A 23,522-nucleotide genomic window follows, 5' to 3' on the forward strand; every position below is an offset into this window, starting at 1 on the left:
CTCTTGCGCAGGTCAGTGCCGCTTGTCAGAGTGACCGGGCGAGCAGGGAGTCACCGTGAACGAGAACGACCCGAAGGCCCCGGCCGGTCGCGCGCCGACCGTCGCCGACGTGCTGGCCCTGCCCGTCCTGGCCGCCGGACAGCCCCAGGTCGTCACCGGGCTGCCGTATCTGGACCGGCCGGTGCGCTGGGTGCACATCACCGAGCTGACGGATCCGGCGTCCTTCCTCAAGGGCGGGGAGCTGGTCCTGACGACGGGCATGCCCCTGCCCGAGGACGCCGCGGGGGTCCGCCGCTACGTCGACGAACTCACCGACGTGGGAGCGGCCGCCCTGGTCATCGAGCTGGTACGGCGCTACCACCGCCCGCCCGACGCCCTCGTCCAGGCCTGCCGCGCCCGGGGGCTCCCGCTGGTCACCCTCGCCCGGGACGTCAACTTCCTGGAGGTCACCCAGGTCGTCCACGCGCTCATCCTCGGCAACCAGGCCGAGGCGATGCGCCGGACCCAGCGGATCCACGAGGCGTTCACCGCGCTGACGCTGCGCGGGGCCGGGCCGGAGGACGTGGTGCGCGCGGCGGCGGAGATGAGCGGCCGCACGGTCGTCCTGGAGAACCTGGCGCACCAGGCACTGATCTGCGAGCCGTCGGGGAGCACGGTGGGGGAAGCGCTCACCGGCTGGGAGCAGCGCTCCCGGGCCACCGAGCCGCGCGACCACACGGAGGTGGGCGGTCCGGAGGGGTGGCTGACCGCGCCGGTCTCCTACCAGGGCGAACGCTGGGGCCGGCTGGCCATGCTCCGGGCTCACGACGACGGGCCGGTCTTCGGGCCGGAGCACGTCACCGTCCTGGAGAGGACGGCGATGGCGCTGACCGTCGCCCGCCTCATCCACGCCACTCCGTGGGAACACACGGCCCACCGCAACGCCCTGCGGGAACTGGCGGAACAGCGCCACCACTCCCCCGCGGACGCCCGTGCCCGCTGCGCCGCGCTGGGCCTGCCCACCGAGGACAGCCGATACGTGGCGCTCCTCGTCGACCTGGGCCCTGGTGTGTCGGGGACCGAGCCGGAGTCCCGGCTGCACCGGGAGCTCAGGTCGGCGGGGGTCCCGGCGCTCGTCGGGGAGATCTCGCCCGGCCGCCTCGGTGTCCTGCCGGCCCTGCGCGCCGCCCAGCCCTGGCGTCCGGTGGCCGAGCGCCTGAGCCGCACGGCGCTGGGGCTGTCCCCGGAGGCGCTCGTGAGTGCCGGCTCGGAGGTGGCGGACCTCGCCGACATCACCCGTTCCTTCCGGGAGGCGGCCCGCGTCATAGAGGCCACCCCGCCCGGCCAGCCCCTTCCCCCGGACCGCTCCTTCCACGAGCTGCCGGACATCGACCTGCGCCGCCTGCTGTACGCCCTGCGCGAGGACACCCGGATCCAGGACTACACCGAGCGGCGGCTCGGCCGGCTCATCGACCACGACAGCCGGCACGGCACCGACCTGATGACGACGCTCGGCCACTACCTGGACGCCGCCGGCAACAAGACCACCGCGGCCCGCCGCGGCGGCCTGTCCCGGGAGACCATGTACCAGCGTCTGCGCACCATCGAACGCCTCCTCGACACCGACCTCGAATCCGGCGAACGGCGCACCGAACTCCACGTGGCGCTCACGGCGTTGCGCGTACTGCGCGACGGCTGAGCATCAGTGGGGCCGGGGTCCCGCCTGCCGGACCAGCCGCCACTCCTGCGAGCCGTCGGCGGCCTCGTTCTGGAGGGTCAGCGGCGCCCCTCGGGACGCACCGGTCAGGTAGAGGCCGGGGTTCTTCGCCGCCTGGAACCTGTAGTAGCCGTCGCCGGTGCTGATGACGTTCCAGGTGCCGGTGGCGTTGTCGTCGACCCACTGGCCGATGCGCTGCCCGGCGGAGGCGGTCCCGGTCCAGATCGCCGCCGCCCGGCCGCCCGACTTGTTCAGCAGGGTCGTACCGCCCCGGGGCCGGGTCACCACGTGCCAGTACTGGGTGTCCTCGTCCGTGGCCGCGCCGGCGTCCTCCAGGCGGACGTCGGGGACGTCACCGTTGCCGATGTTCGCGTCGTTGGTCCTGCCGCCGGTGCCGATGACCTGGCCGGTCCGGCGGTTGACGAGCCGGTGGTAGGCGCCGTCCGAGTGGCCGAGGTCGACCTCGGCGTGGGCGATCACCGACGTGTCCTGGTTGTTGAGGATCACGATGCGGCCGGTGCCGGCGACGTACTGGAGATTGCGGCTGTAGCCGGCCCGTGAGGTCGTCTGGTACTCCTTCCACACCCCGTCGCCGCGGCCGCTGTCGTTGACCCAGACGTTGCCGCTGCCGGCCGCGTTGTAGACCAGGCGCCCGTCGGGGAGCCGGATGACGACCGGGCTGCCGCAGGTGGCGAGGGGGCGGGAGCCGGTGTCGACCGGCAGGGAGGTGACGCCCTCTCCGGTGGGAGACCCGCGGTGGAACGTCAGCTGGTCGTCGGCCAGCACGTATCTCGTGTTGGCTCCGCCGCCCCAGTGTTCGAAGGTGAGCAGCCACTTGCCGTCCGAGGTCCGCACCACGTTCGTCATGCCCGGGCGCCCGCCGCCGATCTCCGTCTTGCCGCCGCCCATGTCCTGGGTGTGTCCCGCGACGTCCACGACGGGCTCGCTCCACCCGGCGGCGCGTCCGTCCCACGTCCTGTGCACGAGGATCTGGCCGTGCGAGTCCGGCGCGGTGTCGTTCGCGGGATCCGGTACGGGCACGCCGGTGTCGGGGTCAAAGCCGAGGTAGTCGTTCTCGTCGGAGTAGTAGCAGACGAGCCGGCCCTTGTGGGCCATCAGATACGGCTCCCAGAGGGGGTCCACCTGCCGGTGGGTGTTCGCGGCGGCGACGTTCCGGCCGACCGCGCCCGCGCTGCCGCCCTGCCATCCGCCGGTCGCGACGACGTTGACGACCTTCCACGACCTGCCCTCGTCCGTGCTGGAGTACAGCGCGATCGCCAGGTCCTCGCGGTCGCCGTCGTTGGACGGCGTCCAGTCCGGGTCGTCCGCCTTGTGCTCCCGGTAGTACCGGTCGTCGCCGGACACGACGCTCGCGAGCGGCAGCGTGCCCTTCTTCAGCTTCCCGACCGTCTGGGGGAGCACGTAGAGGTACGGATTGGTCCAGTTGCTCGTGTACTTCGCGTACTTGGGATCGCGGGAGAGGTACGCGGGAGCCCTGACCTCCGACAGAGGCTGCCAGGACGGGCCGTGGTCGTGGTCGTCGCTCTTGTAGACCGGCAGCGTCTCCCCGTCGGCGCTGCCCGTCTCCGGTACGACGGTGGCCTTCTCGAACGACGCGACGAGACGTCCGCCCGGCAGTTGCGCCGACTTCGGGTAGACCGCGCAGTTGCCCCTGCCCTTCAGGCACGGTTCGTCCCCGAGCCGGTACATGATGCCGCCCGTCGGGTTGTACGCCCGCGCGGTGGCCATGGGGACGGCCAGCAGCGCGGCCGCCGCGATGAAGCTGCCCAGCGCCTTGGCCGGTCTTCCTCCGTGCATGGCCCCTCCACGTTCGGCGTCATCGTATGACTGCGCAGTCAGAGGGGAGTCTGTGGGCGGTGTCGCGCCGCAGTCAAGACTCCGGCACCATCTGTCGAGGGAGGGGATTGCATGAAAGACGCGTGCAGCGGAAGGGCCGGCCGTTGAGTGCCCGTCGGCGGATCGTCGCCGCCTGGGCAGGAGTGTGTCTGGCCGGTCTCGTCGGTACCTACGCGCTCAACGCCGAGTCGCCCACGGGCGGTTCGGGCTCCCCCGCCGGGGAGCCGACGCCGACCGGCACGTACGCCGTCGACTGCCAGGAGTTCGCCGACCACATCGAGCAGGCCCGGGCCGAGGCCCTGCGCGAGCACCGGGAGGCGTTCGGGCCGTCGCCGACCGTGGGGTACCAGTCGGTCATCGTCGGGGACGTGGCCGTGCCGGAGGAGTGCGCGGAGGAACTCGAAGACCTGGGTATGGGAGAGCCCTGACGCGGGGTCAGGTGTCGAAGTCCACCGTCAGCGCGTCGGAGACGGGGAACGACTGGCAGGTGAGGACGTAGCCCGCGTCGACCTCGGCCGGTTCGAGGGCGAAGTTGCGGCGCATGTCGGCCTTGCCGTCGGTGACCAGGGCGCGGCAGGTGCCGCAGACCCCGCCCTTGCAGGCGAACGGCAGGTCGGGACGGGTCTGCTGGGCACCTTCCAGGATGGTCCGCTCGCGGGGCAGGGCGGAGGTGGTGGACCTGCCGTCGAGGGTGACGGTGACCTGGCTGACCGGGCCGGAGGGGCCGGCCTCGGCGTGGTGGACCTCGCGTACGGGTTCGTCGTCGGCGTAGAACAGCTCCTGGTGGACGCGGTCGCCGGGCACGCCGAGACCGGCCAGGACCTCTTGGGCGGCGCGGACCATGCCGTGCGGGCCGCACAGCCACCAGTGGTCGGCGGCGTCCACATCGACCAGCGCGTCGATGAGCGCCGACAGCCGCTCGGCGTCGAGGCGGCCGGAGAGCACCTCGGCCTCGCGGGGCTCCCGGGAGAGGACGTGGGCGAGCTGGAACCGCGTCGGGTACAGGTCCTTCAGGTCGGCCAGTTCGTCGGCGAACATCACCGTGCCGGTGCGGCGGTTGCCGTAGAGGAGCGTGACCGTCGAGCGGGAGTCGGCGGCCAGGACGGACTCGGCGATGGACACCATGGGCGTGATGCCGGAGCCGGCCGCGATCAGGACGTGGTGGCCGGAGGTGGTGAGGTCAGGTGTGAAGGCGCCGGTGGGGGCCATCACCTCGACGGTGTCGCCGGGGCGTACCTCGTGCACCAGCCAGGAGGAGAACAGGCCGCCGGGTACGACCCGGACGCCGATGCGCGGTGCCGTGCCGACGGGTGAGCAGATCGAGTACGAGCGGCGCTCGTCCCGGCCGTCGACCTCGCGCCGCAGGGTGAGCGACTGGCCGGGCGCGAAGGCGAACTCCTCGGCCAGCTCGCCCGGGATGTCGAAGCCGACGGCCACCGCGTCCTCGCACAGCGGCTGCACGGCGGCGACCCGCAGGGGGTGGAAGACCGGACGTCGGCGGGCACGCGCGCGTGCCGCCGGGGCGGGGGCCGGCTCCATCAGGTCCTCCATCAGATCTCCTTGACGTACTCGAACGGCTCACGGCAGGCGAGGCAGCGCCACAGCGCCTTGCAGGACGTGGCGGCGAAGCGGGAGGTCTCCTCGGTGTCCGCGCTGCCGCAGCGGGGGCAGGGCACGGAGCGGCGAGTCGGCGACAGCACGAGCGGGACCGATCCGGCAGTGCGCGCGGGGGCCGCCCCGGGCGGGGCGATGCCGTGTTCGGCGAGCTTGCGGCGGCCTTGTGGGGTGATCCAGTCGCTGGTCCACGGTGGGTCGAGGACGGTGCGGATCTCCACGCGCGCGTAGCCCGCGTCCTTGAGCCGGGCGGCCACGCCGGCGCGCATCTCGGCCATGGCAGGACAGCCCGAGTAGGTCGGGGTCAGGCTCGCGACCACCGTCCCGTCCGAGTCCAGGGACACCTCGCGCAGCACTCCGAGGTCGGCCAGCGTGAGCATGGGCAGCTCGGGGTCGGGCACCTGCTCGGCGATGCGCCGGGCCCGTCGCGCGTCCAGGGTCGTCGTCACCATGTCGCCTCCGGGTGGGCGCGGGCCACGCCCTGCAACTCGGCCAGCAGCGGGGCGAGATGCTCGGTGTGTTCTCCGGTGCGGCCCGAGCCGGGCAGCGGCCGGTAGACGGGCATGGGCAGCCCGGCCGCCTCGGTGACCTGGCGCAGGACGGCGACGACCTCGTCCCGTACGTCGTACGCCGTGAACAACTCGCCCAGGTAGGGCGCCACCTGCTCAAGCGCCCTGCGCGTCCGGCGCTTCGACTCCTCGGTGCCGTCGCCCAGCCGTACCGCCCACTCGGCCGCGTACTGCCGGTGGTAGGCCAGTTCCTTCACGCCCTTGGCGGCGATCGCGGCGAGCACCGGGTCGCGATGGGCGGTGAGCCGCTCGAAGTGCGCGAGGCGCCAACTGGAGAACACCAGCAGCCGCACGACCGAGAACGCGAAGTCGCCGTTGGGGAGTTCGGCCAGGCGTACGTTGCGGAACTCGCCGGCGTCGCGGAAGTAGGCGTAGGCGTCCTCGCCGCGCCCGGTCCCGTCGACCTGGCCCGCGCGGGAGTACAGCAGACGGGCCTGGCCGAGCAGGTCGAGGCCGATGTTGGCCAGCGCCACCTCCTCCTCCAGCTCCGGGGCGCGGGTGGTCCACTCGGCCAGCCGCTGAGCCGAGACCAGGGCGTCGTCGGCCAGGGTGACGCAGAGGGCGGCCAGTTCTCCGGCGTCCACGCCGTCGGGTACAGCGGTGTCGACGCCGTGCAGGGGGTCCTCGAAGCCGGTGCCGTAGGCCCAGCGGGTGTCGTCCTCGTGCCCCTCGGCGAGGGTCATGTAGACGTGGTCGTCGCTCATGCCTGTTCCTCGATGGCCTCGGTGACTAGATGTGCGGGACGTCTTCGGGGATGTCGTAGAAGGTCGGGTGCCGGTAGACCTTGTCGGCGCTGGGCTCGAAGAACGGGTCCTTCTCGTCCCGGGTCGAGGCGGCGATGTGCTCGGAGCGCACCACCCAGATGCTCACGCCCTCGTTGCGCCGCGTGTACAGATCGCGGGCGTGCGTGAGCGCCATGCGGTCGTCGGCGGCGTGCAGCGAGCCCACGTGGACGTGGTTCAGTCCGCGCTTGCCGCGCACGAACACCTCGTACAGCGGCCAGTTCTGCTTCCCGTCGGTCATGCCACCGCTCCCTTCTCCGCGCGGGCGGCCTGCTTGGCCGCGTGTGCGGTGGCCGCCTCACGCACCCAGGCGCCCTCCTCGTGGGCCGCCCGGCGCCGCTCCATCCGCTGGGCGTTGCACGGGCCGTCGCCCTTGATGACCCGCATCAGCTCGTCCCAGTCCGGGGTGCCGAAGTCGTGGTGCCCGCGTTCCTCGTTCCAGCGCAGCTCCGGGTCGGGCAGCGTCACACCGAGCTTCCCGGCCTGCGGGACCGTCATGTCGACGAAGCGCTGACGCAGCTCGTCGTTGCTGTGCCGCTTGATCTTCCAGGCCATCGACTGGGCGGAGTTGGGCGAGGCGTCGTCGGGCGGGCCGAACATCATCAGCGACGGCCACCACCAGCGGTCCACCGCGTCCTGCACCATCTCCCGCTGCTCCTCGGTGCCGCGCATCATCGTCATCAGCAGCTCGTAGCCCTGCCGCTGGTGGAACGACTCCTCCTTGCAGATCCGCACCATCGCGCGCGCGTACGGCCCGTACGACGACCGGCACAGCGGCACCTGGTTGCAGATCGCCGCCCCGTCCACGAACCAGCCGATCACCCCCACGTCCGCGAAGCTCAGCGTGGGGTAGTTGAAGATCGAGGAGTACTTCTGGCGGCCCTCGATGAGCCGCTCGGTCAGATCCGCGCGGTCGGCGCCCAGCGTCTCCGCCGCCGAGTACAGATACAGCCCGTGCCCGGCCTCGTCCTGGACCTTCGCGAACAGAATGGCCTTGCGGCGCAGCGACGGCGCACGCGTGATCCACTCGCCCTCCGGCTGCATGCCGATGATCTCCGAGTGCGCGTGCTGCGCGATCTGCCGGACGAGTGTCTTCCGGTAGCCCTCCGGCATCCAGTCACGCGGCTCGATCCGCTGGTCCCGCGCGATCGTCGCCTCGAAATGCCGCTGGAGAACCGGCTCGGCGCCGTCCGCCCCCGGGGGGCTGGAGTGTGTCGTGTCCATCCGTCCCACTTCCCAACCGACCATTCGTTCGGTCCATCATAGAACGACGCCGCGCGCCTTGGTAAGCCCCCGACCCTTGACAGGCCTCAGGGCGACTGGATTACTTGGCAACGCCGAAGCTAACCGAATGTTCGGTCGGGTCACAAGATGATGCGATCGATCCACGAGGTGGTGCGAGAAGTGACCGATACGGCTGACATGACGCCGGCCGCGGAGGCGATGTTCGCCACGGACGAGGCCTCCCGCAGCCTGGGCGTCGAGCTGCTGGAGCACGGTGAGGGGGCCGCCGTCCTCCGGATGACCGTGACGCCGGCGATGGTGAACGGCCACGGCATCGTCCACGGCGGCTACGTCTTCCTGCTCGCCGACAGCGCCTTCGCCTGCGCCTGCAACAGCCACGGCCCGGTGACCGTCGCGGCCGGGGCCGACATCACCTTCGTGGCTCCGGCCTGCGAAGGCGAAATTCTCGTCGCGCGGGCCGAGGAGCGCACGCGGTACGGCCGCAGCGGCCTCTACGACGTGACCGTCCTGCGGGGTGACGAGGTGATCGCGGAGTTCCGGGGCCGCAGCCGCAGCATCCGGGGCACGACGCCGAAGGAGTCGGGATGACCAGCGAGACGACGGCCATGACGACCCCGGCGACGGCCGGGCAGCGGCGGGGCGAGCCCCTCCCCCACGACCTGCTGGACGACGGCGAGCGCCTGACGCGCGAGGAGCTCCGCGAACTCCAGCTCGACCGGCTGCGGCGGAGCCTGCGCCACGCCTACGACAACGTGGAGACGTACCGGAAGAAGTTCGATGACGCCGGTGTCGGACCCGACGACTGCCGCTCGCTGGAGGACCTGTCCCGCTTCCCCTTCACGACCAAGGCGGATCTGCGCGACACCTACCCGTTCGGCATGTTCGCCGTCCCCATGGACCGGGTCCGGCGCGTCCACGCCTCCAGCGGCACCACCGGCCGTCCCACCGTGGTCGGCTACACGGAGAACGACCTGTCGATGTGGGCGGACCTGGTCGCGCGCTCGATCCGTGCCGCGGGCGGCCGCCCCGGGCACAAGGTGCACATCTCCTACGGCTACGGGCTGTTCACCGGGGGCCTCGGCGCGCACTACGGGGCCGAGCGGGCCGGGTGCACCGTCATCCCCGCCTCGGGAGGCATGACCGCACGCCAGGTGCAGATCATCCAGGACTTCCAGCCCGAGATCATCATGGTCACCCCCTCCTACATGCTCACGCTCCTCGACGAGTTCGAACGCCAGGGCGTCGACCCGCGCGACAGCAGCCTGCGCGTGGGCGTCTTCGGTGCCGAGCCGTGGACGGAGGAGATGCGCCGCGAGATCGAGGAGCGCATGGACATCCACGCCGTCGACATATACGGCCTCTCCGAGGTCATCGGCCCGGGTGTCGCCCAGGAGTGCGTGGAGACCAAGGACGGGCTGCACGTGTGGGAGGACCACTTCTACCCCGAGGTCGTCGACCCGATCACGGGTGAGGTGCTGCCCGAGGGCGAGGAGGGCGAGCTGGTCTTCACGTCCCTGACCAAGGAGGCCCTGCCGGTCGTCCGCTACCGCACCCGCGACCTGACCCGGCTGCTGCCCGGCACGGCCCGGCCCGCCTTCCGCCGCATCCGGAAGATCACCGGCCGCTGCGACGACATGATCATCCTGCGTGGGGTGAACGTCTTCCCCAGCCAGATCGAGGAGATCGTGCTGCGCACGCCCGGTGTCGCACCGCACTTCCAGATCCAGCTCACCCGGCGCGGCCGCATGGACCACATGACCGTCCGTGTCGAAACCCGCCCCGGCACGCCCGCCGAGCGGCGCGAGGCCGCCGCGCGCGCGATCGCCAAGGACGTCAAGGACGGAGTCGGCGTCACCGTCGACGTGACGATCGTCGAACCGGAGGCTCTGGAGCGCTCCGTCGGCAAGCTCCGCCGGGTCAAGGACCTGCGCGAGCAGCGGTAACACGCCCTCACAGGTAGCACCGCGCCTCGGAAGCCGCACCGGGAGGGGTCACCTCGGCGGGCACCCCTGCTTCGGACGCGGCCGGCTTGCGGATCAGGAGCAGTGCCGCGTCGTCGTGCAGCCGGCCGCCCACATGGGCCAGCAGCTCGTCGTGGAGCGCGTCGAGGGTGCGGGCCGGCTCGTGGGACACGTGGCGCTCCAGTCCTTCGGCGAGCGGGTAGAAGGCCCGCCCGTGGTCGCGGGCTTCGGTGACCCCGTCGGTGTAGAGCAGCAGCTGGTCACCGTCGGCGAAGGGCAGGGCGTGGAGGCTGGGCGCGTGACCGGCGAGGGCGCGCAACCCGAGAGGCGGGGACGGGTGGGCGGGCTCCACCGGCGTGACGCTCCCGCCGGCGCGCACCAGCAGCGGAGGCGTGTGCCCGCAGTTCACCACCTCCAGATGCCCGGCGGCCTGCGGGTATCCGGCGACCACGGCGGTGACGAAGTCGTCGTGACCGAGGTTGCGCGCCAGACTCCGCTCGATCCTGTCGACCACGGCGAGGAGGTCGGGCTCGTCGTGGGCGGCCTCGCGGAAGACACCGAGCACCAGCGCGGCGGTCCCCACGGCGGGCAGCCCCTTGCCGCGCACGTCGCCGACGATCAGCCGCACCCCGTGCGGGGTGGGTATCAGGGCGTAGAGGTCCCCGCCGATGCGGGCCTCGGCCGCCGCGGCGCTGTAGCGGACGGCCACCTGGAAGGGCCCGACGGTCGACGGCACGGGCTTGAGCAGCGCGTGCTGGGCGGTCTCCGCGACCGAGCGGACGGCCGCGAGCACCCGTTCCCGGCGCCCCCGCAGGACGCCGGCCAGGCCGCTCGCGAGGGTGACGGCCGCCAGGGCGGACAGTACGGCGGCCAGTTCGCGGCCCGGGATGCCGTCCCGGAAACCGAGCGTCGCGCCGAGCACGACGGCGAGGAAGCCGACCGAGAGGACTCCGCGCGGTCCGTTGGTCGTGGCCGCGAGGGCGGGACCGGCCGCGAGCAGGGGCAGCCAGATCATCCCGGCCCCGCCGACGAGGTCGACGAGCGCGATGACGATGACGATCAGTACGGGCAGGACGGGCGTACCGGCGGCCAGCTGCGCGAATGCGCGTCTGCGGGCCGAGGCCCGGGTACCGGCCACTCGGTTCCTGAACGGCCGTACGGCCCAGTGGTCGTCACCAAGGTCTCGGGGGTGGCTCATGTCTGTATCCGTGTTCCTCACCTGTGAGCGGGGCGCCGGGCTGGGGGCGCACCCCTGAAATGTCTGTTTCATCCAGAAAACGGGGTGAGCCGGGACAGCGGCAAGGAGCGGATTTTCAGATAGTGAGCGAGAGACTCCGCGTCACGCGGCTCGCGGTCGGGAGCAGCCGCGCGCTGATCTCCGGCAGCCGGGAGAGCCGGTTCGCCGGCAGTGACACACCGAGGGAGCCGAGTGTGTCCCCGCTGTAGACCGGGACGGCGACGCAGACCGTGCCGAGGGCGTACTCCTCCAGGTCCGTCACGGCCGGGGCCAGGGGCGAGGTCTCCAGCCTCCGGAGCAGTTCCGGCAGGCTGGTGACCGTCCGCGGGGTGAGGTCGGCGAGGTGGTGGCGGGAGAGGTAGTCCTTGCGGGCCTCCTCGTCCAGTTCCCTGAGGACGGACTTGCCCAGCGCGGTCGCGTGCCCCGCGTCCTCGAAGCCCACCCAGAGATCGACGCGGGGCGCCCCGGGGCCGTCCACGATCTCGGCGACCCGGATCTCACCTTCCTCGTAGAAGGTGAGGTAGGCGGGGGTCGTGAGCTCGTCCCGCAGCGCGGCGAGCGTGGGCCGGACGCGGCTGAGCAGCGCCTGCGCGCGGCCGGTGGTGCGAATCGTCTGCAACTTGTCGCCGAGGACGAACCCGCCGTCGTCCAGTTTCCGCACGTACCCGTCGTGCACCAGCGTCCGCAGCAGGTGATAGGCGGTGGCCAGGGGCAGGCCGGTCTCACGCGCCAGCTGCTTCGCCGGCGCGCCGTTCTGGTGCGCGCTCACCGCTTCCAGCAGCCGCATGGCCCGCTGGACGGAGGTGATGAGCGTAGGGCCCTCTTGCGCACCCATAGGAACAGCGTGCGCCACCGGTCCGGCGCGGGCAAGGCCCGGGAGGAGGCGGGCATCACCGGGAGGGCGGTGGTGCGGTCGAGCCGCGGACCACGAGTTCGACCGGGGGGTCGTTCGCCGGTGCCGGTTCCGCGTCCGGTTTCTCGATGGCCCGCACCAGGAGCCGGAGTCCCTCGCGCGCCACGGCGTCGAAAGGCTGGCGCACCGTGGTCAGCGGCGGGGTCACATACGCGGCGACGGGGACGTCGTCGAAGCCCACCACGCTGACGTCGTCCGGTACGCGCCGTCCGGCTTCCGTCAGGGCGCGGATCACGCCGATGGCCATGTCGTCGTTGGCGGCGAACACGGCGGTGACGTCACCGTCGGCGGCGAGTGCGCGGCCCGCCTCGTAGCCCGACGCGGCCGACCAGTCGCCGACGAGCACGGCCGGCCGCTCCCGGCCCCGCGCGGTGAGTGCGCCGCGCCAGCCCTCCATGCGGTCCCGGGCGGCGAACCACCGTTCGGGGCCCGCGAGGTGGTGGACCGTCGCGTGGCCGAGGTCCAGCAGGTGTTCGGTGGCCGTGCGCGCGAGGAGTTCGGCGCCGACGCCGGTGGCGACGGTCCGGGTGCCGCCGAACGTCGCCGGCGCTCCGAGGACGAGGACCGGCACGTCGACGCTGAGGGAGACGGCTCCCTCGTCGATGGGCTCGGAGACGACGATGCCGTCCACGCCCTGCTCCAGCAGCGACTCCACGGCGCCGACGACACCTCCCGGCTCGCCTTCCAGCGTGTTGACCACCCGGAGCGCGTATCCCGCGTCCCGCGCGGCCCGCTCGACGCCGATCAGGAGCGACGCGGGCCCGTAGAGGGCGGTTCCGAGCGTGACGACACCGATGGAGCGGGTCCGGCCGGAGGCCAGCGCCCTGGCCGCGCTGTTCAGCCGGTAGCCGAGCTCCCCGGCCGCGTCCAGCACCCGCCGGCGTACCTCGTCGGAGACGTACCGCTCCCCGTTGAGGACCCTCGACACCGTCTTCTGCGAGACGCCGGCCAGCCGGGCCACGTCCACGCTGCGCGGCGCGGTTCCGCCGGGCCGTCCTCCCGCTGACGTCATGCGTGTCTCCTTCGTCCTGCCGGATGCCGGATGCCGGATTGCCGGATGCCGGACTGCGCAGTCATACGTACGCAGTGAGACGGGCCGCGTCAAGGCGTCGAGCCTCGTGCGCTCGACGCGCGCCGCCCGGCCCCCGGCCTCCTGGAGGGGCAGGTCGGGGCGCGCTGAGCGCATTCGCGAGCAACGCCACCCTGAAAGGTTTTCCGGACCCGCGACCGCGTCGTTCACTCACTCTCCGACCACACCTCATCACCCGGCCGCCCAACTCCCATGATGTACGGCTCTCTTGACACTTCATCAGCTCCCTCCTACGTTGCGAAAACCTTTTAGGTCGTTTCCGTGCTCTTCCCGGTCCGGACAGGGAGCATCCGATGAGAAGACCGCAGGTACTGCTGGCCGCACTGGTGCTCGGCGTCTGTTCCCTCGTCCCGGCCGGCCCGGCCGCGGCGGCGCAGACGATCGGGTTTCCCACCTTCAGCGGCCCCTCGATCCCCGCCCCGCCCGTCGCCCACACGCCAGGCGACATGATGCGGGCGATCTACGACGCGGAGAGTTCGGGGACCGACTTCTGGATGGACCGCCTGCTCGCCCGCTCGGGCAACGACCCGGCCGGGCCCTGGCTGATGAGCCGGGGACGCGCGCTCTTCATGAAGGAGCACGACCCCGCCCGGTTCGGCTTCGGCGGCAAGGTCGCCTACTGGGAGAGCATCACCGGCGACAACGCCTACACCGTCGCGGTGTCCCCGGGCACCTTCACCGAGCAGGTCGCGCAGCGCCGGCAGACGCCCAGCCACTGGAAGAGCGTGCACACCAGCGGCTCGGTCACGGTCGAGCAGACGAAGTTCATCACGGACGACAACGTGGCCGTGACCAACCTGTCGATCAGGAACAACGGCTCCGGCTCCACCACGCTCCGGTTACGGGCGACGTCGCCGTACGCCACCTCCGGCAGCGGCAGTGAACTGACCGGGCAGGTGAACGCCCACAACAACCTCACGACCATCCGCCCGCGACTCACGGGCGACGGGTTCACCGTCTCCGGCGGCGGCCTCGACCGGTCCGTGACGGTCGCCGCCGGGGCCACCGTGACCGCCAAGGTGGTCATGGGCTTCGTCACCGACGAGATCCCCGGGTCGCGCACGGAGTACGACGCCTACGCGGGCTACTCGGCGGCCACCGCGTTCGCGACCCACGTGAGGGCCTACAACCGGTGGTGGGCGCAGAACGTGCCCTACATCGACGTGCCCGAGCCCGCGATCAAGAAGAACATCTACTACCGCTGGTGGCTGATGCGCTTCAACCACCTCGACGCCGACATCCCCGGGCAGACCTTCCAGTTCCCGACCTCGACCGAAGGCGTCCTCGGATACAACAACGCCATCGCGCTCACCCAGCCGATGCACATCGACGACCTGAAGTACCTGCGCGACCCGTCGTACGCCTACGGCGACTGGCTCAGCGTCGGCCAGACCTCCAAGGGCGGCCGTTTCCTGGACAACCCGGGCGACCCGGAGAACTGGTCCAACAGCTACACCCAGTACATCGCCGAGGCGGCCTGGAAGAGCTACCAGATCCACGGGGGCCAGCCGGCGATCGCCGCCGGCCTCGCGCGGTACGCCGAGGGCGACGTCAAGGGCCAGCTCGCCCACTACGACCACGACGACAACAACCTCATCGAGTACGACTGGGGTGCCCTGACCGGCAACGACGCCGACGCGGTGTCCTTCCACTGGAAGCCCGGGAACATGGACCGTGCCGAGTCCGCCTACCAGTACAGCGGGGCGCTCGCCGCCGCGCAGGCGTACGAGGCGACCGGCAACACGGCCAAGGCGGGCGAGATGCGCACGCTGGCGAACCAGATCAAGGAAGCCATCGTCGATGTGCTGTGGAACCCGAACCGGCAGCTGTTCGAGCACCGGCTGAAGTCGACGAACGAGTGGGTGCCCTGGAAGGAGATCAACAACTACTACCCGTTCTCGGTCGGTGCCGTCCCGAACACAGCGACGTACCGGCAGGCCCTTCGGCTGTTCGACGACCCGGCCCAGTACCCGGTCTTCCCCTTCTTCACGGCCAACCAGGCCGACAAGAAGGCGGCGGCCGAGGCCGGTGAACCGGGCTCCAACAACTTCTCGACCATCAACTCCACCGTCCAGTTCCGGCTCTACTCCTCGGTGCTGCGCAACTACCCCAACTCCTGGATGAACGCCACCGACTACAAGAAGCTCCTCTACTGGAACACCTGGGCGCAGTACGTCGGCGGCGACACCCGGTGGCCGGACGCGAACGAGTTCTGGGCCGACTGGAACGGCAACTCGATCAACTACCGGTCATGGATCCACCACAACATCCTCGGCAGCAGCAACTGGACCGTGATCGAGGACGTGGCGGGATTGCGGCCGCGCAACGACGCCAAGGTCGAGCTCTCCCCCATCGACATCGGCTGGTCCCACTTCACGGTGAACAACCTCCGCTACCGGGGCGCCGACCTGTCCATCGTCTGGGACGACCCGGCCGACGGCGTGGCGCGCTACCCCGGCGTCCCGGAGGGCTACTCGATCTACGTCAACGGCGACCGGGCCGCCACCGTCAGCTCACTGACGCCCTTCACCTGGGACCCGGCCACCGGTGAGGTCACCACCAAGGGCACGGTCACCCACCGCACGGCCGTCGCCGGGCTGAAGGCCCCCACCCAGGTCGTGCAGGACAGTCCCCGCATGGTCGACATGTTCGCCAAGGCCGGTGTCGACCTGACCGCCGACCCGGCGAACCTCGCCTCCGGGGCGACCGCGTCCGCCTCCCACACCGGGCCGGGCAGCACGGTCTCGGGTGCCGTCGACGGCTACCCCGTCAACGAGCCGTTCTGGGGCGCGGGCGGCTCCGCCGGAAGCCAGGACTGGTACGAACTGAACTTCGGCACCGCCCGGACGCTGAACGAGATACGCCTGTACTTCAAGGACAGCCGCCCGGCGAGCACCACCTACCGCGCACCGTCGTCGTACACGGTCCAGTACCACGACGGCGGTTCCTGGGTGAACGTGCCCGAGCAGACCAAGAGTCCGGCCGCCCCTCGGGCCAACTACAACCTGGTGCGGTTCCCGGCGATCAGCGCCCAGCGCGTCCGGCTCCTGGCCACCCATGCCTCCGGGGCGAAGACGGGCCTGACCGAGATCAAGGTCCACCACCGGGGCGGTGCCCAGCCACCCGCCAACCTGGCGTCGTCGGCGACGGCGTCCGCTTCGTACACCTCCCCCTGGGAGAGCGTCACCGCCGTCAACGACGGGGTCGACCCGCCCTCCTCCCACGACACGGTGAACCCGCGGTGGGGCACCTGGCCGGAGAGCGGGCAGCAGTGGGCCGAGCTGACCTGGCCGTCGGCGAAGACGCTGAACAAGGCCGAGGTGTACTTCTTCGACGACGACCAGGGCATCGACATGCCCGCCTCGTGGAAGCTCCAGTACTGGAACGGCGGCGCCTACGTCGACGTGCCCGGTGCGAGCGCCTACCCGGTGGCGAAGAACCGGTACAACACCGTCACGTTCACCGCGACGAACACCACGCGACTGCGTGTGCAGCTCACCAGCAACGGCACCAACTCCGTCGGCCTCCTGGAAGCGAAGGTGTACGGCCCGTGACCCGTTCCCGCCGCCTGTCCGCGCTCCTCGCCTCCCTCACCATGGCGGTCGCCTTCCTGGCCGCACCGCCGCCCGCTGCCGCCGCCGTCTCGTTCACCTCGACGGGCGTGAACCAGAACGGCGGCAACTGCCTCGACCTGCCGGGCGGTTCGTCGGCCAGCGGGACGCAGCTGCGTGCTTTCGCGTGCGACTCCGGCGCGAACCAGAGCCTCGGCTTCGCCCCCGTTGCGGGGACGAGCGACTCGTACACGATCACGACCCGGTCCGGTCAGTGCGTCGACGTCCACGGCGCCTCCACGGCGGACAACGCGACGATCATCCAGTGGCCGTGCCACGGCGGCACCAACCAACGGTGGCGACTGGTGCCGGTCAGCGGCGGGGACAAGACCTTCAACCTCGTCTCGGCGAGCTCGGGCAAGTGCGTCACGCCCAGTGGAGGTTCCTCGGCGTCGAACACCGGCCTGGTGCAGCTGCCGTGCTCCGCTTCGAACGGCAGGTTGTGGCGGCTGCCCGGCTTCACCCGGGGCGGCACGGGCCCGAACACCTTCACGAACCCGATCGCCCAGCGCGGCCCCGACCCCTGGATGACCTACCACGACGGCTACTACTACCTCGCCACCACGACCTGGAACTCGACGATCACCATGCGCAGGTCCCGCACATTGGCAGGGCTGGCCACGGCCACCGAGCAGGTGCTCTTCAACCTGACCCGGCCCAACGGGGCGGGCACGATGTGGGCGCCCGAGTTCCATCTGCTGGACGGCCCGAACGGCAAGCGGTGGTACTTCTACTACACCGCCGGGCGGGAGCCGTTCGACCTGGGTACGCAGCGGATCCACGTCCTGGAGAGCGCCGGCCTGGACCCTATGGGGCCGTACACCTTCAAGGCCGACCTGCTCGACCCGGCCCAGGACAACACCTGGGAGCTGGACCCGGGCATCCTCCAGCTGAACGGCAAGCTCTACCTGCTGGGCACGTTCTACAACGGCTCGCAGCCGATGTTCATCCGGCCGCTGTCGAACCCCTGGACCGCGAGCGGTACCCGCCGGATCCTGTCCACCCCCACCTACGGCTGGGAGACGGTCGGCGGCGCGGTCAACGAGGGCGCCGAGGTGCTCCAGCGGAACGGGAAGACGTTCATCGTCTACTCCGCCAGCCACTGCTCCACCCCCGACTACAAGCTGGGCATGCTCACGTACAACGGCGGCGACCCGCTCAGTTCCTCGTCCTGGACCAAGTCACCGAACCCGGTCTTCCAGCGGTCCGACGCCAACGGCGTGTACGGCCCCGGTCACAACGGCTTCTTCAAGTCGCCCGACGGCACGGAGGACTGGATGGTGTACCACGCGAACAGCTCGGCGAGCGGCGGCTGCGACATGAACCGCTCGACCAGGGCACAGAAGTTCACCTGGAACGCCGACGGCACGCCGGACTTCGGCACCCCGGTGGGCCTCGGCGTTCCGCTGACCGCGCCCTCGGGCGAGTAGCGGCCGCGCAGGTATCCGGATGGAGCAAGGGGCCCGTGAAGACCGGCGAAACGCCGCCGCGGTCCTTCTCGGGCCCCCCTCGACCGGCGAGCATGCCATGTCATGGACATCTTGCTCGTCGTCAGCGCGTTCAACAGCCTGTCCCAGCGTGTGTACGCGGAACTGTCGGACCAAGGGCACCACGTGGACGTCGTCCTGGCCTCGCACGGCGCCGACGCGGTCCGGGCCGCCGTACGGGAGGTGCACCCGGAACTGATCGTCGCGCCGATGCTGAAGTCGGCCCTGCCGGAGGACGTGTGGCAGGAGCACACCTGCCTGATCGTGCACCCGGGACCGCCCGGCGACCGGGGCCCGTCGTCGCTGGACTGGGCGATCGCCGAGGAGGCACCCGAGTGGGGCGTGACGGTGCTCCAGGCCGAGGCGGCGATGGACGCGGGAGACATCTGGGCGGACGGGTCCTTCCGGGTGCCGCAGGCCGGCAAGAGCGACGTGTACCGCAACGAACTGTCCGACGCCGCCGCGGACGCGGTGCTGCTGGCCGTCGGGCGGTTCGCCGACGGATCGTTCAAACCGCGGCCGCAGAGCGATCCCGGGATCCGTGTGGTGTGGCGGGACTTCTTCCGCCAGGAGCAGCGGCGGATCGACTGGGAGGACGACAGCACCCAGACGGTACTGCGCAAGCTCCGCGGCGCCGACTCGCAGCCGGGCGTCCTGGACGAACTGTGCGGCCAGGAGGTGTTCCTGCACGGCGGGCATCCCGAGGACCGGCTGCGCGGCCGGCCGGGCGAACTGCTGGCGACCCGGTCCGGCTCGCTCTGCCGGGCCACCCGGGACGGCGCGGTGTGGATCCCGGAACTGCGCCCCCGCAAGAACTCCGGCGACCCGGCCCCCTTCCGCCGTCCGGCGGCCTCGGTCCTCGCCTCCCTCCCGGTGCCGCCCGGCAGCGGCCCGGGCATGCCGGGTTCGAACGACCGCCCGTACTGGCTGCCGGAGATCGCCGCCCCGCTCGAACTGCCGCCGAACCGCACCACCTGGGCCGACATCCGCTACCGGCAGCGGGACGACGTCGGCTTCCTGTCCTTCTCGTTCCCGGGCGGGGCGATGAGCACCAACCACTGCCGCAGGCTGCTCGCCGCCTACCGGTACGCGCTCACCCGCTGCACCTCGGTGCTGGTGCTCGGCGGCGCCCGCGACTTCTTCTCCAACGGCATCCACCTCAACGTCATCGAGGCGTCGAGCGACCCGGCGGGTGAGTCCTGGTCCAACCTCATCGCCATGAACGACCTGGTGGAGGCCGTGCTGCGCACCACCGACCGGCTGGTGGTGGCGGCGCTCGGCGGCAACGCGGCGGCAGGCGGTGTCATGCTGGCCCTGGCCGCCGACGAAGTGTGGTGCCGCTCGGGCAGCGTCCTCAACCCGCACTACCGGAACATGGGTCTGTACGGATCGGAGTTCTGGACGTACTCGCTGCCGCGCCGCGTGGGAGCCGAGACGGCCGAGCGGCTGACGAGCGAGGCGTTGCCGGTGAGCGCCGCGACGGCCGCGCGGATCGGGCTGGTGGACCGTCTGGTGCCTGTTCCTCCCCAGGAGTTCGCCATGGAGGTCGAGCGTCTGGCCGCCGATGTGGCCGGCGACCCGGACATCGCCCGCCGGATCACCGCCAAGGCCACGGCACGCCACGCGGACGAGCTCCAGCGCCCCCTCGCCGAATACCGGCGAACGGAACTCGCCCGCATGCGCGCCATCTTCTTCGACCCGCAGGCCCCCTACCACGCGCTGCGGTCCGCCTTCGTCCGCAAGGTCCCGAGCGGCTCCGCCCGGCCGCTCGCGACCGAAGGCGCGCGATGAGCGCGCGGCTGCTCGTGGCGGGCGTCGGCAACATCTTCCTCGCGGACGACGCCTTCGGCCCCGAGGTGATCCGCGCACTGGAGCAGCGCCCGCTGCCGCCCGAGGTGCGGGTAGAGGACTTCGGCATCCGCGGCATGGACCTCGCGTACGCGCTGCTCGACGGCTACGACACGGCCGTCCTGGTCGACGCCGCCGTACGGGGACACGAACCGGGCACCCTGTCGCTGATCGAGCCGGACCTGCCCGACCGCGCCACGGTCGGCGCCCCGCCCGAGGCGCACGGCATGGACCCGGCGAAGGTCCTCGCCCTCGCCGCCCACCTGGGTGACGAGTCGCTCCCGCGCGTCCTCGTCCTGGCCTGTGAGCCCGAGCTGCGGACATCCGCCGACGAGGACATCGCCCCGGGCATCAGCGCGACGGTGCGCGAAGCGGTCGGGCGGGCCGTCGCGGCCCTGCACGCCATGGTTCCGGTGCTGCTCGCCGACCCGGCTGCCACGCCTCCGTTGAGCCGCCCGGACGAATCCCCCGCCCTGTCCCCGCCGGGCTGCCGGGCACCGTGACAGACGGCGCCGAGGATCGGTGGCGGACCGATTTCCCCACCCACCGCGAGGAGCGGCGCCCATGTGCGATTCCGTGGACGAGGTCACTCAGGCCGTCCTGGCGAAGAACGACGGTCTGGCCGCGGGCCTGCGCGACGAACTGGCCCGGCGCGGAGTGAGCGTGGTCAACCTGCTGTCCAGCCCGGGCAGCGGGAAGACGGAACTGCTCGGGCGGGTGCTCGCCAGGGCGGTGGAGCGGGGCCTTCCGGTGGCCGCGCTCACCGCCGACCTGGCGACCGAGAACGACGCCGACCGGCTGGCCCGTTCGGGAGCCCCCGTGAAGCAGCTGCTGACGGACGGGCTGTGCCATCTGGAGGCGCGGCAGCTGCGCGGCCACGTGGAGAGCTGGCTGCCCGAGGACACCTCGCTGCTGTTCGTGGAGAACGTCGGCAACCTCGTCTGCCCGGCGTCCTACGACCTCGGCGAGAGCCTTCGGATCGTGCTCATGGCGGTGACGGAGGGGGAGGACAAGCCGCTGAAGTACCCGACGGCCTTCGGGTCCGCCCAGCTGGTGGTGCTGACCAAGACGGATCTGTCCGGGCCCGCCGGGTTCGACGAGACCGCCTTCGGCGCCCACGTCCAGCGGGTCAACCCCGGGGTGGAGGTGCTGCGGTCCTGCGCCCGCACCGGCGCCGGCGTCGACGCTCTTCTGGAGCGGGTCCTCGCCGTACGGGACGGGGGGCCGGTGCACCGGCCTCCGCTGGCGCCCCGCCCGCACACCCACACCCATGAGGGCGCCGAAGCCGGCCTCGTCTCGTGACAGCGCCCGCCACACAGGCGGTGCGCCGCCGCGTCACCGTGCGCGGCACCGTACAAGGCGTGGGCTTCCGGCCCTTCGTGTACCGCCTGGCCACCGATCTCGCCCTCGCGGGCTTCGTGAGCAACACGGCGAACGGAGTCCTCATCGAGGTGGAGGGCCCGCCGGACCGTGTCGCCGGCTTCTGCGACCGGCTGGCCACGCAGCCGCCGCCGCTGGCCACCGTCAACGGCGTCGGGTTCGAGGAGCTGCCCGTCAGCGGCGCCGACGGCACCTTCACCATCCGCTCCACCGACCGCTCCCCCGGCCGCACCCTCCTCCCGCCCGACACGGCGACCTGCGCCGACTGTCTGCGGGACCTGACCGATCCGGCCGACCGCCGGCACCGGCACGCGTTCGTCACCTGCACCCACTGCGGGCCCCGCTTCACCATCGCCACCGGCATGCCGTACGACCGGGCGGTCACCACCATGGCCGGCTTCCCGATGTGCTCCGACTGCGCCCGGGAGTACGGCGATCCCTCGGACCGGCGTTTCCACGCCCAACCCGTGGCCTGCCCCGGTTGCGGTCCCCGGTTGCGCTTGGTGCCCGCCGCCGGCAGCGAGGCCCGCCCGGCACGGGACGCCGACGCACTCGCGACGGCGCGGGCCCTGCTGGCCGCCGGGCGGATCGTCGCCGTCAAAGGCCTCGGCGGCTACCACCTGGCGTGCGACGCGACCGACGCGCGAGCCGTCGAGACGCTGCGCACCCGTAAGGCGCGCGGCGGCAAGCCGCTCGCGGTGATGTGCGCGGACCTGGACACCGTACGGCGGATCGCCGTGCTCTCGACGCCCGAACTGGCCGCCCTCACCAGCCCCCGGCGCCCCATCGTCCTGCTCCCCCGACGGGCCGGGCAGGCGGGCCTCGCGCCCGGCGTCTGCCCCGGCAGCCCCCACCTGGGCGTCATGCTGCCCTACACGCCCGTGCACACCCTGCTGTTCGGCCTCCCCGGAGATCCGCCGGGACCGCGTGTGCTGGTCATGACGAGCGGCAACCGCTCCGGCGAGCCGATCGTCACGGACGACGACGAGGCGCTGACCCGGCTCGCCGGGCTGGCCGACGCGTGGCTCGCCCACGACCGGCCCATCGCCTCGCCCTGCGACGACTCCCTGCTGCGGGTACGCCCGGACGGCACCGAGCAGGTGCTGCGCCGCTCCCGGGGATACGTGCCCCGCCCGCTGCGGCTGCCGGTCCCGGTGCGGCCCGCGCTCGCCGTGGGCGGCGATCTGAAGAACGCCCTGTGTCTCGGCGAGGGCGACCAGGCCTGGTTCGGCCCGCACATCGGCGACATGGGCGATCTGACCACTCTGGAGGCGGCCCGGCGGGCGGAGACGCACCTGCGGTGCCTGACCGGCGTCGCCCCCGAAGTCGTCGCCGCGGACCGGCACCCCGGATACCACTCGGCGAGGTGGGCCGCCCGGCTGGCCGGGCACGCCCCTGTGCTGGTCCAGCACCACCACGCGCACATCGCCTCCGCGATGGCCGAGCACGGCCTCGACGGCACCGCACCCGTCATCGGCGTCGCCTTCGACGGCACGGGCTACGGCGACGACGGCACCGTCTGGGGCGGCGAGATCCTGCTCGCCGGCTACAACGGCTTCCGGCGCTACGCCCACCTCACCCCCGCCCCGCTGCCCGGCGGCGACGCGGGCGTGGCCAACCCGTGCCGTCTGGCGCTGGCCCGGCTGTGGGCGGCGGGGCTGCCGTGGGACGCGGACCTGCCGAGCGTGACCGCCTGCACGGCCGATGAGCTGGCCGTTCTGCGGCGGCAGTTGGCGCGCGGTGTGGCCTGTGTGGCGACCTCCAGCATGGGCCGCCTCTTCGACGCCGTGTCATCGCTCGTCGGCGTGTGTCATCGCGCGGGATACGAGGCCCAGGCGGCCCTGGAGCTGGAGGCGGCCGCCGCCGCGGCCTGGGACGCCGATTCGTCGGCGTACGCCTTCGCCGGCGATCTCGACCCGGGGCCGGTGCTCGGCGCGCTGGTCGCCGATCTGCGGCGCGGCACCCCGGCCCCCGTGCTCGCCGCCCGCTTCCACCGCGCGGTGGCACGGGCCGTCGCGGAGGTCTGCCGGCGTGCGCGCCGGGACACCGGCCTGGCCACCGTCGCCCTCAGCGGCGGGGTCTTCGCCAACGCGCTGCTGGAGGAGGAGTGCGCACGGCTGCTGGACGGCGAGGGCTTCGTGGTGCTCCGCCACGGCGAAGTCCCCCCGAACGACGGCGGATTGGCCCTCGGCCAGCTGGTGGTCGCGGCGCACCTACGACAGGAGGAGTGAC

Annotated in this window: 18 protein-coding genes and 1 pseudogene; 10 read left to right on the plus strand and 9 right to left on the minus strand. The window is 71.9% G+C overall.

Annotated features, from left to right (window positions below; translation table 11 throughout):
• Window positions 1-55 precede the first annotated feature (55 nt).
• Complete coding sequence (locus QC385_RS33050; protein WP_279545034.1) at window positions 56-1,678, plus strand: PucR family transcriptional regulator; 1,623 nt, start codon at window positions 56-58, stop codon at window positions 1,676-1,678.
• Window positions 1,679-1,681: 3 nt separating this feature from the next.
• On the opposite strand, the gene QC385_RS33055 is transcribed toward QC385_RS33050, so the two are convergent.
• On the minus strand, window positions 1,682-3,445 hold the full coding sequence (locus QC385_RS33055; protein WP_443033056.1) for an RICIN domain-containing protein: 1,764 nt from the start codon (window positions 3,443-3,445) through the stop codon (window positions 1,682-1,684).
• A gap of 212 nt (window positions 3,446-3,657) precedes the next feature.
• Between QC385_RS33055 and QC385_RS33060 the strand changes: the two genes are divergently transcribed.
• Window positions 3,658-3,981 carry a hypothetical protein gene (locus QC385_RS33060; RefSeq protein ID WP_279545036.1) on the plus strand — a complete coding sequence of 108 codons (324 nt, stop codon included), beginning with the start codon at window positions 3,658-3,660 and terminating at the stop codon, window positions 3,979-3,981.
• Between the two features lie 7 nt (window positions 3,982-3,988).
• Here the strand turns inward: QC385_RS33060 and paaE are convergent, their stop codons facing one another.
• The 5 genes from paaE to paaA are packed head-to-tail and all read right to left on the minus strand — an operon-like array spanning window position 3,989 to window position 7,742.
• On the minus strand, window positions 3,989-5,104 hold the full coding sequence (paaE, locus tag QC385_RS33065) for a 1,2-phenylacetyl-CoA epoxidase subunit PaaE (RefSeq protein WP_279545037.1): 1,116 nt from the start codon (window positions 5,102-5,104) through the stop codon (window positions 3,989-3,991).
• Complete coding sequence (gene paaD / locus QC385_RS33070; RefSeq protein WP_279545038.1) at window positions 5,104-5,619, minus strand: 1,2-phenylacetyl-CoA epoxidase subunit PaaD; 516 nt, start codon at window positions 5,617-5,619, stop codon at window positions 5,104-5,106. Before paaD ends, paaE begins: the two co-directional genes overlap by 1 nt.
• A complete protein-coding gene (gene paaC, locus QC385_RS33075) occupies window positions 5,613-6,440 on the minus strand; it encodes a 1,2-phenylacetyl-CoA epoxidase subunit PaaC (RefSeq protein ID WP_279545039.1) in 828 nt (275 codons plus the stop codon). The genes paaD and paaC overlap by 7 nt, the downstream gene beginning before the upstream one ends.
• 25 nt (window positions 6,441-6,465) lie before the next feature.
• Window positions 6,466-6,759 carry a 1,2-phenylacetyl-CoA epoxidase subunit PaaB gene (paaB, locus tag QC385_RS33080; protein ID WP_086598780.1) on the minus strand — a complete coding sequence of 98 codons (294 nt, stop codon included), beginning with the start codon at window positions 6,757-6,759 and terminating at the stop codon, window positions 6,466-6,468.
• Window positions 6,756-7,742 carry a 1,2-phenylacetyl-CoA epoxidase subunit PaaA gene (gene paaA, locus QC385_RS33085; protein ID WP_279545040.1) on the minus strand — a complete coding sequence of 329 codons (987 nt, stop codon included), beginning with the start codon at window positions 7,740-7,742 and terminating at the stop codon, window positions 6,756-6,758. Before paaA ends, paaB begins: the two co-directional genes overlap by 4 nt.
• A gap of 198 nt (window positions 7,743-7,940) precedes the next feature.
• Between paaA and paaI the strand changes: the two genes are divergently transcribed.
• Together paaI and paaK are read left to right on the plus strand one after the other, a co-directional pair.
• Complete coding sequence (gene paaI, locus QC385_RS33090; RefSeq protein ID WP_279545099.1) at window positions 7,941-8,351, plus strand: hydroxyphenylacetyl-CoA thioesterase PaaI; 411 nt, start codon at window positions 7,941-7,943, stop codon at window positions 8,349-8,351.
• Complete coding sequence (gene paaK / locus QC385_RS33095) at window positions 8,348-9,706, plus strand: phenylacetate--CoA ligase PaaK (protein WP_279545041.1); 1,359 nt, start codon at window positions 8,348-8,350, stop codon at window positions 9,704-9,706. The genes paaI and paaK overlap by 4 nt, the downstream gene beginning before the upstream one ends.
• A gap of 7 nt (window positions 9,707-9,713) precedes the next feature.
• Here the strand turns inward: paaK and QC385_RS33100 are convergent, their stop codons facing one another.
• The 3 genes from QC385_RS33100 to QC385_RS33110 form a co-directional block, all read right to left on the minus strand.
• Window positions 9,714-10,922, minus strand: coding sequence for a PP2C family protein-serine/threonine phosphatase (locus QC385_RS33100; RefSeq protein ID WP_279545042.1), 1,209 nt, complete (start codon window positions 10,920-10,922; stop codon window positions 9,714-9,716).
• A 115-nt stretch (window positions 10,923-11,037) separates the two neighbouring features.
• Window positions 11,038-11,796, minus strand: a complete 759-nt coding sequence (locus tag QC385_RS33105; protein ID WP_279545043.1) for an IclR family transcriptional regulator — start codon at window positions 11,794-11,796, stop codon at window positions 11,038-11,040.
• Window positions 11,797-11,851: 55 nt separating this feature from the next.
• The gene (locus tag QC385_RS33110; RefSeq protein ID WP_279545044.1) at window positions 11,852-12,886 is read right to left on the minus strand and encodes a LacI family DNA-binding transcriptional regulator; all 1,035 of its coding nucleotides are present in this window, start codon (window positions 12,884-12,886) and stop codon (window positions 11,852-11,854) included.
• Between the two features lie 371 nt (window positions 12,887-13,257).
• On the opposite strand from QC385_RS33110, the gene QC385_RS33115 reads away from it, so the two are divergent.
• The 6 genes and pseudogenes from QC385_RS33115 to hypF all read left to right on the plus strand — a co-directional run bounded on the left by QC385_RS33115 (window position 13,258) and on the right by hypF (window position 23,521).
• On the plus strand, window positions 13,258-16,518 hold the full coding sequence (locus tag QC385_RS33115; protein WP_279545045.1) for a discoidin domain-containing protein: 3,261 nt from the start codon (window positions 13,258-13,260) through the stop codon (window positions 16,516-16,518).
• Entirely contained in the window at window positions 16,515-18,005 is a 1,491-nt protein-coding gene (locus QC385_RS33120) for a family 43 glycosylhydrolase (protein ID WP_279545046.1), read from the plus strand. Before QC385_RS33115 ends, QC385_RS33120 begins: the two co-directional genes overlap by 4 nt.
• A 102-nt stretch (window positions 18,006-18,107) precedes the next feature.
• Window positions 18,108-19,853, plus strand: coding sequence for an enoyl-CoA hydratase-related protein (locus QC385_RS33125; protein WP_279545047.1), 1,746 nt, complete (start codon window positions 18,108-18,110; stop codon window positions 19,851-19,853).
• A pseudogene (locus QC385_RS33130) lies at window positions 19,850-20,433 on the plus strand (hydrogenase maturation protease); the annotation flags it as partial. The gene QC385_RS33125 and the pseudogene QC385_RS33130, both read left to right, overlap by 4 nt.
• A gap of 41 nt (window positions 20,434-20,474) precedes the next feature.
• Window positions 20,475-21,212: a hydrogenase nickel incorporation protein HypB gene (hypB, locus tag QC385_RS33135; protein ID WP_279545049.1), complete on the plus strand. Its 738-nt coding sequence runs from the start codon at window positions 20,475-20,477 to the stop codon at window positions 21,210-21,212.
• Complete coding sequence (gene hypF / locus QC385_RS33140) at window positions 21,209-23,521, plus strand: carbamoyltransferase HypF (RefSeq protein WP_279545050.1); 2,313 nt, start codon at window positions 21,209-21,211, stop codon at window positions 23,519-23,521. The genes hypB and hypF overlap by 4 nt, the downstream gene beginning before the upstream one ends.
• Window position 23,522: the final 1 nt, after the last annotated feature.

The sequence above is a fragment of the Streptomyces sp. DH10 genome (assembly GCF_029813805.1).
Taxonomy (GTDB): Bacteria; Actinomycetota; Actinomycetes; order Streptomycetales; family Streptomycetaceae; genus Streptomyces; species Streptomyces coeruleofuscus.